Annotated in this window: 8 protein-coding genes; 5 read left to right on the forward strand and 3 right to left on the reverse strand. The window is 71.8% G+C overall.

The window, feature by feature from the left end; genetic code table 11:
• Window positions 1-73: 73 nt before the first annotated feature.
• Genes AB0J88_RS25410 through AB0J88_RS25425 form a run of 4 tightly spaced genes read left to right on the forward strand, consistent with a single transcriptional unit; the run spans window position 74 to window position 4,827 of the window.
• Entirely contained in the window at window positions 74-1,132 is a 1,059-nt protein-coding gene (locus tag AB0J88_RS25410) for a sugar ABC transporter permease (RefSeq protein ID WP_364351889.1), read from the forward strand.
• 2 nt (window positions 1,133-1,134) lie between these two features.
• The gene (locus AB0J88_RS25415; protein ID WP_364351886.1) at window positions 1,135-2,100 is read left to right on the forward strand and encodes a carbohydrate ABC transporter permease; all 966 of its coding nucleotides are present in this window, start codon (window positions 1,135-1,137) and stop codon (window positions 2,098-2,100) included.
• 41 nt (window positions 2,101-2,141) lie between these two features.
• Window positions 2,142-3,164, forward strand: coding sequence for a LacI family DNA-binding transcriptional regulator (locus AB0J88_RS25420; RefSeq protein ID WP_364351883.1), 1,023 nt, complete (start codon window positions 2,142-2,144; stop codon window positions 3,162-3,164).
• Between the two features lie 52 nt (window positions 3,165-3,216).
• Window positions 3,217-4,827: a glycoside hydrolase family 13 protein gene (locus tag AB0J88_RS25425; protein WP_364351880.1), complete on the forward strand. Its 1,611-nt coding sequence runs from the start codon at window positions 3,217-3,219 to the stop codon at window positions 4,825-4,827.
• A 323-nt stretch (window positions 4,828-5,150) separates the two neighbouring features.
• Here AB0J88_RS25425 and AB0J88_RS25430 read toward each other — a convergent pair whose 3' ends face one another.
• Together AB0J88_RS25430 and AB0J88_RS25435 are read right to left on the reverse strand one after the other, a co-directional pair.
• On the reverse strand, window positions 5,151-6,590 hold the full coding sequence (locus AB0J88_RS25430) for an MFS transporter (protein ID WP_364351877.1): 1,440 nt from the start codon (window positions 6,588-6,590) through the stop codon (window positions 5,151-5,153).
• A 35-nt stretch (window positions 6,591-6,625) separates the two neighbouring features.
• Entirely contained in the window at window positions 6,626-7,690 is a 1,065-nt protein-coding gene (locus tag AB0J88_RS25435) for a LysR family transcriptional regulator (RefSeq protein WP_364351874.1), read from the reverse strand.
• A gap of 506 nt (window positions 7,691-8,196) precedes the next feature.
• Here AB0J88_RS25435 and AB0J88_RS25440 point away from each other — a divergent pair.
• Entirely contained in the window at window positions 8,197-8,430 is a 234-nt protein-coding gene (locus tag AB0J88_RS25440) for a hypothetical protein (RefSeq protein WP_364351871.1), read from the forward strand.
• 28 nt (window positions 8,431-8,458) lie between these two features.
• Here the strand turns inward: AB0J88_RS25440 and AB0J88_RS25445 are convergent, their stop codons facing one another.
• Complete coding sequence (locus tag AB0J88_RS25445; protein WP_364351868.1) at window positions 8,459-12,742, reverse strand: AAA domain-containing protein; 4,284 nt, start codon at window positions 12,740-12,742, stop codon at window positions 8,459-8,461.

Genomic DNA, 12,742 nt, shown 5'->3' on the forward strand with positions numbered 1-12,742 from the left:
GGCCGGCCCGCGAGGGCCGGCCACCGCTTCGATTCACCCCCGTTAGTACCAAGCTCACATCCCTGGAGGGCGGATGGAGTTCGAAGACTTCGCGCCGAAGCTGTCGATGCTGCTGTACGGCGTGATCGCGTTTGTGGTGGTCATCGGCGGGCTGCTCCTGCTGCTCGACGTCGTGCCCAACTACTTCGCCCGGCGCCGGGAAGCGGCCCTTGTTGCCGCGTCGGTCACCACCTCGGACGGGCCCGCGCCTCCGCCGAGCCGCCGCCTGCGCAAGCCCGGTGAAGGGCTGCTCGGGCTCGCCTTCCTGATCCCCGCCCTCCTGCTGCTGCTCATCGGCCTGGTCATCCCGGCCATCCGCACGATCATCCTGTCGCTGTTCAACGGCGACAGCACCGAGTTCGTGGGGCTGCGCAACTACGGCTGGATCTTCCAGGAGAACGACATCGTCCGGGTGCTCACCAACACCCTCGGCTGGGTCGTCCTGGTGCCGCTGCTGGCCACTGGTGTCGGCCTGCTCTACGCGGTGATGGTCGACCGGGCCAGGTTCGAGGCGGTCGCCAAGTCACTGATCTTCCTGCCGATGGCGATCTCGTTCGTCGGCGCCGGCATCATCTGGAAGTTCGTCTACGCCTATCGCGGCGAGGGCGACCAGATCGGCCTGCTCAACTGGCTCTGGACCACCCTCGGCGGCGAGCCGCAACAGTTCCTCAACAACGCGCCGTGGAACACCTTCCTGCTGATCGTCGTGATGGTCTGGATCCAGGCCGGCTTCGCGATGGTCATCCTGTCGGCGGCCATCAAGGCGATCCCGGCCGACATCGTCGAAGCCGCCCGCCTCGACGGGGTCACCCCGTGGCAGATGTTCTGGCGCGTCACGCTGCCGAGCATCCGGCCCTCGCTGATCGTCGTGGTCGTCACCATCACGATCGCGACGCTCAAGGTCTTCGACATCGTCCGGACGATGACCAACGGCAACTTCGACACCAACGTCGTCGCGCTCGAGATGTACAACCAGGCGTTCCGCTACCAGGAGAACGGACAGGGCTCCGCGCTCGCCGTCTTCCTGTTCATCCTGGTCATCCCGGTCGTGATCTTCCAGATCCGCAACCTGCGCCGCCAGCGGGAGGTTTAGGCATGACAACAACGACCCCCGTGCTCGCCGGCGAGACCGTCGCCGAGCAGCCACCGCGCACCGCGGCCGGCCGGGTGCGCAAACGGCTCAACAGCCGCACGGCGACGACCGTGTCGATCATCATCGCGCTGTTGTGGACCGTGCCGACCTTCGGGCTGTTGCTCTCATCGTTCCGGCCGGAAGACGAGATCAAGACGACCGGCTGGTGGACCTTCTTCACCAACCCGCAGGTCACGTTCGAGAACTACAACGAGGTCCTGTTCGGACGGTCGTCGTCGTCGGGGCAGTTGGCACAATATTTCGTCAACTCGATCGTGATCACGATTCCGTCGGTGCTGTTCCCGATCGCGCTCGCCACGCTCGCCGCGTACGCGCTGTCCTGGATCAAGTTCCGCGGGCGGGACTGGCTCTACATTGGCATCTTCGCGCTCCAGATCGTGCCGCTCCAGATGGCCCTGGTGCCGCTGCTCAGCTTCTTCTCCCGGGGCGTCTCGCTGGGTGGCGTCACCCTGATGCCGGCCTGGGACCTCGACAACGAGCAGAAGTTCGTGCAGGTCTGGTTCGCGCACACCTGCTTCGCACTGCCGTTCGCGATCTACCTGCTCCACAACTTCGTCTCCCAGCTGCCCAACGAGCTCATGGAGGCGGCCCGGGTCGACGGCGCGGGCCACTCGAAGATCTTCCGGAGCATCGTGCTGCCGCTGATCACCCCGGCGCTCGCGTCGCTGGCGATCTTCCAGTTCCTCTGGGTCTGGAACGACCTGCTGGTCGCGCTGATCTTCGCCGGTGGCACACGAGATACGGCGCCACTGACGGTGCGGTTGGCCGAGCTGGCCGGCACCCGCGGCGGCGAATGGCAACGGCTGACGTCCGGCGCGTTCGTGTCGATCGTCGTACCGCTGATCGTGTTCCTGTCCTTGCAGCGCTACTTCGTCCGGGGCCTGTTGACCGGCAGCGTCAAGGGCTGATTCTTGCCGCGACCGTCCTTCGAAGCGCGAGGTGACGGACCATGACGAGGATCGACGACGTGGCCCGGCTGGCGGGCGTCTCCACCGCCACCGTGTCCCGGGCACTGCGCGGCCTGCCCACGGTCTCGCAGACGACCCGGGAGCGGGTGCTGGAGGCGGCCTCCCAGCTGGGCTACATCGCCTCGCCCAGCGCCTCCCGGCTGGCCGGCGGCAAGACCCGGGCGGTCGCCGTGGTGGTTCCCCGGATCACGCCGTGGTTCTTCAGCACCGTCGTCGAGGCCGCCGAGGAACGGCTGCACCAGGCCGGCTACGACCTGTTGCTGTTCAACCTCGGCGGCAGCGAGCACGCCCGGCAGCGGCTGCTCTACACCAGCACGCTGCACAAGCGGGTCGACGCGCTGATGCTGGTGGCGACGCCGCTGGCGGAGCGCGACTTCGCCGCCGTCATCGGGCTGGCCCTGCCCGGGGTGACCGTCAGCGCCGGCACGCCCGTGCCGGGCTGGCCGAGCGTGCGGATCGACGACGTGCGCACCGCCGAAGCGGCGACGGACTACCTGCTCTCGCTCGGCCACCGGCGGATCGCGCACATCTCGGGTGACCCGTCCGACGAGCTGGCCATCTCGACCCACCTGGACCGCCGGCTCGGCTACCAGCAGCGCCTGCGGGCGCACGGCGTCGAGCCGGACCCGGCGCTCGACACCGAGGCCACCTTCACCATCGCGGGTGGCACCCGGGCCACCGCCGAGCTGCTGCGCCGCGGGGAGCCACCGACGGCGATCTTCGCCGCCTCCGACGAGATGGCGATGGGCGCGATCGTGGCCTTGCGCTCGGCGGGCCTGCGGGTCCCCGAGGACGTCTCGGTGATCGGGGTCGACGACCACGACGTGTCCGGTGTGGTCGGGCTCACCACGGTGGCCCAGCCGGCCGCCGACCAGGGCCGGATCGCGGCGGAAACCCTGCTCGGCCCGCTGCGCGGCAACGTCAACGGCTATGGTGACCGCTCGGTGGTGCTGCCCACCAAGCTGGTGGTCCGCGATTCGACCGCACCGCCGCGGGCACACTAGAAACTTCCTCTGGTACACGATTTTCAGCAGTCACGATCCCTTGGAGCATCCCGTGAAGTGGTGGCGCGACGCCGTCATCTACCAGGTCTACCCCCGGTCGTTCGCCGACTCCGACGGGGACGGCATCGGTGACCTGCCGGGCGTCGTCAGCCGCCTCGACCACCTGGCCGAGCTCGGCGTCGACGCGGTCTGGCTGTCGCCGTTCTACCCGTCGCCGCAGGCCGACGCGGGCTACGACGTGGCCGACTACCGCGACGTGGACCCGATCTTCGGCCGCCTCGCCGACGCCGACAAGCTGATCACCGAGGCGCACGCCCGCCGGCTGCGCGTGATCGTCGACCTGGTGCCCAACCACACCTCGTCGCGTCACCGCTGGTTCGAGGCGGCCCTGGCCGCCGCGCCGGGCAGCCGCGAGCGGGACCGTTACATCTTCCGCGACGGCAAGGCCGACGGCGGGCCGCCGAACAGCTGGCAGAGCGTGTTCGGCGGCGGCGCGTGGACACAGGTCGCCGACGGGCAGTGGTACCTGCACCTGTTCGACACCGGGCAGCCGGACCTCAACTGGGACAACCCGGAGGTACGCGCCGAGTTCGAGGACATCCTGCGGTTCTGGCTGGACCGCGGCGTCGACGGCTTCCGCGTCGACGTCGCGCACGGGCTGGTCAAGCAGGCCGACCTGGCCGACTGGCACCTGCCGATGGTGCCGCTGACCGGCCCGGGCGCCGAGGGCGCGCCGCGACCGCCGATGTGGGACCAGGACGGCGTCCACGAGATCTACCGCCGGTGGCGGAAGATCCTGGACAGCTACCCGGGCGAGCGGATCCTGGTCGCCGAGGCGTGGGTGCAGCCGGCCGAGCGCCTGGCCGCGTACGTCCGGCCGGACGAGATGCACCAGGCGTTCAACTTCGAGTACGTGGAAGCGTCGTGGACCGCGGCCGACCAGCGCTCGGTGATCTCGCGCTCGCTGGCGGCCGGTGCCGCCGTCGACGCGCCCACCACCTGGGTGCTGTCGAACCACGACGTGGTGCGGCACGCCTCCCGCCTCGGCCTGCCGGTCGGCGCGCCCCGGCCGAACGGCATCGCCGCCGGCGACCCGCAGCCGGACGCCGCGCTGGGCCTGCGCCGGGCGCGGGCGGCCACGCTGCTGATGCTGGCGCTGCCGGGCTCGGCGTACCTCTACCAGGGCGAGGAGCTCGGCCTGCCCGAGCACACCACGCTGCCGGCCGAGGCGCGCCAGGACCCGACCTGGTTCCGCACGGGCGGGTCGCAGGTCGGGCGCGACGGCTGCCGGGTGCCGATCCCGTGGGAGGCGGACGCGCCGTCGTACGGCTTCGGCCCGTCGGACAAGAGCTGGCTCCCCCAGCCGCCGGTCTTCGGTGAGCTGGCCCTGGACCGCCAGCGCGGGGTGCCGGGCTCGACGTACTCGCTCTACGTGTCGGCCCTGGGACTGCGCCGCGAACACGGCCTGGGCCACGGCAAGCTCTCCTGGGTGCCGGGTCCGGACGACGTGGTGGCCTTCCAGAACGAGAACCTCCTGGTTTTGACCAACTTCGGCCCGAACCCCGCCGAACTCCCGGCGGGCGCCGAAGTCCTCCTGGCCAGCGAACCGGTCGCAGGCCGCGAGGTCCCCACAGACGTCACCGTCTGGGCCCGTCTGTCCTGACAAGCTCCGCCGCGAACGCGCACACGATCGGCCAGATCGGGTGCGCGTTCGCATGTCGCCCTCCGCCGACCCTTCGCCCTGGACGAATCTGGCGGGCCCAGGCGCCCCGATGCGGCGGTGTCCCCGGCCTCCAAGGCGCCCGGCGCCACACCTCCGACACGCCGCGTTTTCCCCGCCAGCCGGCAGTTCCAGGAAGACCTAGATCTCGAACGAGGTTTGAGGGCGACCGGCCGCGGAGGTGGCAGCGGAGCGAAGCGGAGCGGTCTCTGGCGGGAGCAACGGCCGCGCCCCGCGCGAGCCCGAGTCATAAGCCGTTGAATGAGCTATCCACGCATGTGGTCCCGGGAGCCGTCGATGGGGGTTTTGGCGGTTACCGCGGCACGTTCGGCGAGGAGGTTGTGCAGGCTCTCGATGTCGCGGGGTGAGGTGCGGGAGGCCAGCCAGTACATGACCCCGGTGGGGATGAAGAAGAGCTGGAACGCGGCCAGGCCCACCGAATAGTTGAGCGGCGACGCGTAGCGCGACGCCAGCAGCGCGAACGCCACCGGGATCAGGCCGTTGCCGGCCGCGCGGCCTACTCCGTTGGTCAGGTTTCCCAGGCTGTAGACGGTGCCCCGGTACTCCGGGGGGTTGATGTCCGCGATCAGGGCGAACCAGTTCGGCGAGTTGGCCGAGGTCAGGGCCAGCGCGAAGATCGCGATCAGGAAGGTGATGCCGACGGTCGGCTCGGTGACCACGCTGCCGAGGGCCGAGGCCACCACCTGGCCCGTGCCGGCGTTCGCGGGCACGTCGATCTTGAACGGCAGGAAGAACAGGACCACGTAGAGGGGTACGGCGGCCAGGATGCCGACCGAGGCCACCAGCGCTCGGCCGCGCAGGGTGCGGCGTTGCAGCTTGTCGCCGAGCATGCCGCCCAGGATCGACAGGGCGCCGCCCAGCTGGAACATGGTCGCGAAGATGCTGCCGACGACGATCGCGGTGTCTTCCGGGTAGCCCTGGGCGATCGCCCGCTCCCGGAACAGCACCGGCAGCCAGACCAGCGAGCCGAACGCGATCTGGGCCGGGAGGCCCTGCAGGATCAGCCAGACGTTGGTGCGCCGGTGGACGATCGCGGGCAGGCTCTTGAGGCTGATCCGGTAGTCGTACTCGTGGCCCTCGGCGATCGTTCCGGCGAGCTCCGGGTCGCTCTGGCCGCGCCGGATGTCGTAGGTGAAGAAGTAGGCGACGGTGGCGACCAGGCCGACCGCGCTCAGCACGAAGAACGGGCGCCGCCAGTCGGTCGCACCGAGGATGCCGCCGAGCGCCGTGCCGATGAACGTGCCGATGCCCTGGGAGAGCCCCCAGAGGCTCATCACCAGTCCCCGGCGCTTCGGTTTGATCAGGTCGCTGACCACCGAGAAGCCGACCGAGCTGACCGCTCCGAGGCCGACCGCGGCGGCGATCTGGGAGACGAAGAACAGCAGGTAGGTGCCGGCCACGGCACTGCCGGTCATGCCGGCAGCCCAGAGCAGCGTGCCGATCATCAGGAGGGGCTTGCGGTTGCCGCGGTCGCCGTAGTACGCCCAGGCGACCGAGGCGATGGCGCTGACCAGGAACGACGACGCGGTCACCGTGCCGACCAGGCCGAGCGGCACGTCGTACGAGTCCGCGATCGACCCGTAGAGCGGCGGCACCAGGCCGACCGCCACGTTGTCGAGCGAGGCCAGGACGATGAACACCACGACGCTGTAGATCCGGTGCACCCGGCCCCCGGTGGTGGTCACTCCGGGAGGCTACATCGGTGACCTGCCCCAGCGATCTAGCTTCGTTGGGTCGGTATCGGTGTGGCGGATGGGAGCGGCGCGCCGGATATCCGGTGCGCGCCCCGGTCGAGCTGGGCCACGCCGGCCCGGAGCGCCTCGACCACCGGGCGGAGCTCCAGTTGGTGCGCGTCGCGCACGGTCACGCAGGTCTCCATCCGCAGCGGCGCGGAGCCGACGTGGATCGGGACCCACTTGAACCGGTCGGCGTCGCCACCGCCGAACATCATGCCGGCTTTGTACGGGAGTGCGACGTCGGACGGCACCACCAGGATCCGGCCCCGGCGGCGGCCCGGGCGGTGGTGCTCACTGCGCAGCCGGATCACGCTCGTGGCGGTCTCGTAGGTCTCCATGGCTATGCGGCGGGCCGGGTCCGGGTCGGGGATGCCGGCCGAGATGATCGCGTCTTCGAGCACCCGCCGGGCGCGCACGTCGCGGGGCTGGAGGAACGCCTCGTAGTCGCTGACGAGCTCGGCCAGGGTGAGCCGGTCGTCCGGGAAGTCACGGTCGATCATCGCCTCGAGGCGGGCCTCGTAGAGCCGGGTCGACCGCAGGCCGGGTCGGCGCACCGACGGGCCGATGATCAGGTGGAACTCGTTGCGGAGGAGGCGGTCGACCGGGTCGCCGTAGAACTGATGCTCGGCCCGGTTGCGCTGGGCGAGGTATTCGACCCGGAGCTTGTCGGCGGCGTCGGCCGAGCGCAGGCGGTCCTCGGCGAGCGCGACGAACTGGGTGTGGTGCGGCCCGCAGGCCAGCGTCCAGACGGTGGGGGCGGCGGCCGCGGCACCGATCCGCTCGTGGAGCGCCACGACCTGGCGGGCGATCTGCAGGACCCGTTCGCCGGCCGTGGTCAACAGGTAGCGGCGGTCCACGTTGCGGCGCACCACCGGCTCGCCGACGTGGCCCTCGATCTTGGCGATCCGGTGCTGCACCGACTGGCGGCTGTATCCACCGTGGAACCCGGCCATCCGCCGGGCGGCGTCCTCATAGGAACGTTCTTCGGCGAGCGCGATGAACGCCCGGAAGTCCCACTCGTCCAGTGGCTTCGGGCGTTGTTGTGACATCTGTTCAACGTAACGTCGCTGGCCGGAGACCAAAAGTGTCACATTGACGATACCGAGTGCGGGGTTTGGTCGGGGCGGCTCGTTACGGAGGGAAATCGCTCTCTGGTTGAACTGTGATACGCGTCACAATTTGCATTATCACTGCTTCGACTTTATGTGGATTTATCGGGCGCGGGCCACGTTACGTTCCGTTGAACATTACCCAGCGCGAATCTCGTGCAAGCGCGTGTTGCAGTTGCCCAGAGACCTGCCGGTCGCGGGAACGGTCTGACGGTCCAAAAGGGAGTAGAAAGACAGAGCGGCTGCTCCGCTGGTGTCGGGGCAGCCGTCACACGTCCGTCCGGTCGAGGAGCCGACACATGTCCCGGGTCAGCGAGAGCATCGGAAAATGCCCTCCCCTGCTTCGACGTTGGCGCCGCGCGCTCCGCGCTCCCTCTGGAGCCTCACCCAACGAGGGGCAACGCAACGCACATCGCGTACGTCGTCGATGGCCGCTGCGCGAACCGGTGCCGGCTCCCCCGGCCCATCTGGACAGCGCGATCTCCGAGGTACACGCGGCCCGGGTCGCGATGCGCAACGCCTGGCTCGCCCTCGACCAGGCACTGGGCGACGGCGAACAGTTCGACGCGGCCTTCCGGCGGCTGGTCGACACGGAGATCAGCGGCACCCGCGAAGAGGCGGCCCTGCTCAGCGCACTGCTGGCCAACGCGGATCAGCCCGGACCGCCCGCCGCGGCCTGAGCCGGACGGGTCTGCTGGCCGCGACGGGTCAGGCAGGCCCGCCCACGGCGTGGGTCGGCCGCACGGGTGTCAGGCCGAGCTCCTCCGCGCGTGCCCAGACCGCCTCCATCGCCTGGTCCGGATCGCGGTGGAAGAGGCTCGCGCGCAGGCGCACGAAGACGCAGTTGCCGACGCGTTCCAGCACCGCCTGTCGGCGGAGTTCGGCCGCGAAGGCCGCTGCGCCGCGGTATCGGTCGTCGCAGGCGATCGCGAGGCGGTGGCCGTCGGGGGCGTTGACCACGAAGTCGATCTCGTACGCGCCGAGCCGGAACCGCGGAATCGGGTGCAATCCCGCGGCGGTCAGCCGGCTCCACACCTCGCGGGTGAACTCGCTCTCCAGCACCCGCGCGTCGGCCGGCTCGGGCATCGGCGCCGGGCGGGTCGCGTAGGAGAGCAGCAGCGCCCGGGCGTCGTCCGGGTTGAGCTCGCCGGCCCGCACCGAGTGGAAGACGAAGAGCTGGTCCCTCGCCCGGGACGCGGCGACGTTGACCCGGCGGTGGTAGTCGCGCTTCGTGAACGCGCCGATCGTGCCGTCCGCGGTGGCGACCACCGTCGACACGAGCACCACGTCGCGCTCGTCGCCCTGGAACGTGTAGGGGTCGCCGACCCGCAGTGACCGTCGTTCGAGCTCGTCGGTGCCGAGCTCCGCGCGGAGCCGGTGCTGGAGATAGTCGGCCTGGCCGCTGGTGGAGAGCAGGCTGACGACACCGATCGTCTTCCCCTGGTACGCGGGGTCGGCCACGATCCGCTTCACCCGGTCCACCAGCGCCTCGGCCTCGGCGACGTTGACCTCGCCGTGCTCCGGCAGGCTCTGGCGTCGGCCGTCGGGCACGTAGACGGCGCTGACCGCGGCCTCCAGCCCCGCCGGCCGGTCGGCGCGCAGCGGTTGGATCTTGCCGTCGTAGTAGGTCTCGCTGGAGAACCGGATGATCGCCGGCACGCTGCGGAAGTGCTCGGTCAGCAGGATCCGCTGCGGCGAGCGGCGCACCGCGTGGTCGTAGAGGCTGCTCTCGGTGTCGAAGTGCACCGCCGACGGCATGCCGGCCGGTGCCAGGTGGGTGCCGATCAGCGCGTTTACCCGGTCGGCGGGCAGGCCGACCAGCTGCGGGCCGATCTGCTGGTCGTCGCCGACCACCACCGCGCGGTGGGCCAGGCCGAGCACCGGCAGCGCGAAGATGTCGGCCTGCGAGGCCTCGTCGACCACCACCACGTCGAAGATCGGACCAGCACCGGGGAACTGCTCCAGCGCCCGGTCGATCGACATGATCCACACTGGAACGGCGGTGGCCGCCTCCGCCATCGCCCGTTGGGCGGCGGCCTGCCAGTGCGCGGCGGTCTTGCCGGTGCCCTTGCCGATCTTGCGCAGCGCGGCCGCCCAGTCGGCCAGCGCCGCCTTGCGGCGGTCGTCGAGCGTGCGGGCGACCTCCAGCCAAGCCGAGCCGACCACCAGCTCGCCGGTCAGCCGGCGCTCCTGGTCGCGGGCGCGCTCCAGGCGGCGGGCGAGCTCGCCGTCGCCGACGCCTCCGGTCACCTCGTCGAACCAGGTCTGCGCCTGCCGCCAGGACCAGGCCCGCAGCGCCGCCTCGCCGCTGTCCGGAGCCACGCCCCGCTCGTACGCGCCGGCCCAGCCCGGTGCCACCTCGGCCAGCCGCGCGTGCAGCGCGGCGTACCGGGCGGCATCCGGCCGGACACCCCACAGCCGGCGGATCTCGGCGACCGCGCCGTTCCAGGCGACCGCGTCCTCGGCGGACCAGGCCGCCGCCAACGAGCGCAGGACCGGGGGTGCGGTGGCCTGAGCCAGCCACTCGGTCATCGCCCGGTGCTCCGCCTCGATCCGGTCGACGGTGAACACCGCCGACACCGCCTCGGCGAGGTCGGCGAGCTCGGCCACCGCCGGTGCGTCGACCGCGCGCGGACAGGCCGGCACGAGCACAACCAGGTTGGCGCGCAGGGCGGGCCAACGGCGGCTCTCCCAGTCGAGCGCGTCGAGGGCCTCGGCGAGCAGCTGGCCGGCCCACAGCTCCGGCTCGCCGCCGTGCTGCCCGGGTGTCGGCGCGCCCAGGCGGGCGGACCACTCGGCCCAGCGGGCGGCGAGCCGGCTCCGCAGCTGCTCCCGCTCGACCCAGGCGACCAGCAGGTCGACGTCGGCGACCGTACGCGGCTGCTCGTCGTCGACCCGGCAGTCGGCGAGCAGCTTGGCCAGGTCACCGTGGGTCAGCCGGCGGACCGGCTTGCCGGCGGCGAACCGCTCGCGGACCTGGCCGAGCTGGGCGAGCAGCCGGCGCGGCTGGGCGGCGTGCTCGTCACCGATCTCCAGCCGGTGCCCGGACAGCGCGGCGGTGCGCCGGCCCAGCTCGCCCAGCATCGTGCGGCTCGCCGCCACCTGCTCGTCCCAGACCGCCTGCCAGCTCGGCTCGCGGATCAGCTGGCCGAGCCGGTCGGTCCAGCTGCCGGCCCGCCGGGCCAGCGTCTCGGCCGCCGCGCGCAACGCCCCGGCCAGCTCGTCGACGCCGTCCGGGCCGAGCCGGCGGGCGCCGTCCGGGTCGGCGCCGCGGTCGCGCGCCTGCTCGACCACCTTGCCGGCGTCGCTCAGCGCGGCCCGTTGCGCGGCCACGGCCTCACCGGAAGGCAACGCCCCGTCGGCCGGCAGGTCGGCCAGCGCGTGCGCCCGGTCCGCGCGTGAGATCCCCCGCGCCAGGTCGCCGAGCAGGCCGAACTCCCCCGCCGTCAGCGGCGCCGGGAGACCCGGCGGCACCGCGTCGGGCACGATGCCGTCGGCCCGCGTGCGGCGCAGCCACTCGCCGACCTCGGCGGGCGAGGAGGCCACGCCGTGGATCGGGTACGTGGTCGCCTCCCGCTCGGCCACCGCCAGCAGCTCGTCGCGGGCAGCGGCAAACCGGCCGTGCGCGGCGTCGATCTCGTCAGTGGTGCGGGCGACCTCGGCGGCGGCCACCGGGCGGTCCAGCGTGGCGGCCCGGTCGGACAGCTCGCGGGCCGCGATCTGCAGCTGCACGAGCTGGTCGGCCGACCGGCCGAGGACGGCCAGGCAGAGCGGCTGGATCTCGGCGGGGAGCCCGTCGCGGAGCACCCGCAGCGGGTCCTCCTTCTGCGCGAGGACCAGCACCCGCTTGCCGTGCGCGACCAGGTGGCAGATCAGGTTTCGGATGGTGTGCGTCTTGCCGGTGCCTGGCGGGCCCTGCACCGCCACCGTCCGGTGTGCGGCCAACCGGGCCGCGATCGACTCCTGCGCGTCGTTCGTGGCCATCGGCATGAGCAGCCGCTCGCCGGTGCGTACCCAGGCGTCGGGGTCGTCGTCGGGCATCACCAACGCGCTCGGCTCGTGGGCGAGGATGCCGGCGAGCGCGCCGACCGCACCGCCGCCCGGCGTGGCCAGGCGGTCGCGCTCGGCCTCCAGGAACCGGCGGACCATCCGCTGGCGCGGGCGCAGGAAGAGCACACCGGTGTCGTGGACGTGCGGCTCGTCCAGCGGATCAGGACCGAACCGCAGCTTCGGCTCGAAGCCGAGCCGGCGCAGTGCCCGGCCGGCGAACTCCTGGCGCTCGGCCGCGTCCCAGGGGTCGATGTCGACCTGGCCGCCCGGGGCGGCGAGGTCGAGCAGATCGCCGACCCGGCGGTTGTCGAGCCCGCCGAGCGCGTCGACCTGGAGCCGGGCCGGACCCTGCGGGTGCACCGTGACCGTCGTGGTCTCCGGGTCGTAGTCGATCGCGACCGGGGTGGCCAGCAGTGGGTAGCGAACGGGCTCGCCGCCGATCGGCGCGTCCAGGATCGCGTGGCCCCAGACCAGCTCGACCCGCGCCGAGTCGACGTCGACGCGGTAGCGCAGGTCGTAGAGGCGGTCGTGCAGCGCCCGGGTGGCGACGGCGCCGCGGAAGGCGGTCGCCCACGGTCGCCACTGCTCCTCCAGCCACGTCGTGAACACGGCGGTGCGGGCCTCGTCGTCAGGCGAGCCCTGCAGGGTCGGTGGGTGGTCGGGCGTCAGGTCCCAGGCCAGGTGCCGCAGCAGCGCGTTCGGGATCGACGGCGCGGTCGGCGGCACGGGCCGGCCGACGCGCAGCCAGCCGGCGCCGGGCTGCCGCGGGCCGAGCTCGACCGCCGGGTGCCTGGGCAGGTCGTCCTGCCAGAAGGCGTCGCCGGTCGGCACCGTGCGGACCGGCTTGTCGAGCAGCGCCCGCACGGCGAGCAGGTATTCCGCGAGTGCCACGGCACGCTCGCGGATCTCGTGTGGCGCGTCTGCGCTCTCCGGCTGCTCCAT

The sequence above is a fragment of the Asanoa sp. NPDC049475 genome (assembly GCF_040676915.1).
In the GTDB taxonomy this organism is placed as follows: domain Bacteria; phylum Actinomycetota; class Actinomycetes; order Mycobacteriales; family Micromonosporaceae; genus Asanoa.

Excerpts from the sequence above, each read along its gene's own strand:
- AB0J88_RS25420 (WP_364351883.1), top strand. The coding sequence starts at position 2,142 with ATGACGAGGATCGACGACGTGGCCCGGCTGGCGGGCGTCTCCACCGCC.
- AB0J88_RS25415 (WP_364351886.1), top strand. The coding sequence starts at position 1,135 with ATGACAACAACGACCCCCGTGCTCGCCGGCGAGACCGTCGCCGAGCAG.
- AB0J88_RS25445 (WP_364351868.1), bottom strand. The coding sequence starts at position 12,742 with ATGGAGCAGCCGGAGAGCGCAGACGCGCCACACGAGATCCGCGAGCGT.
- AB0J88_RS25410 (WP_364351889.1), top strand. The coding sequence starts at position 74 with ATGGAGTTCGAAGACTTCGCGCCGAAGCTGTCGATGCTGCTGTACGGC.
- AB0J88_RS25435 (WP_364351874.1), bottom strand. The coding sequence starts at position 7,690 with ATGTCACAACAACGCCCGAAGCCACTGGACGAGTGGGACTTCCGGGCG.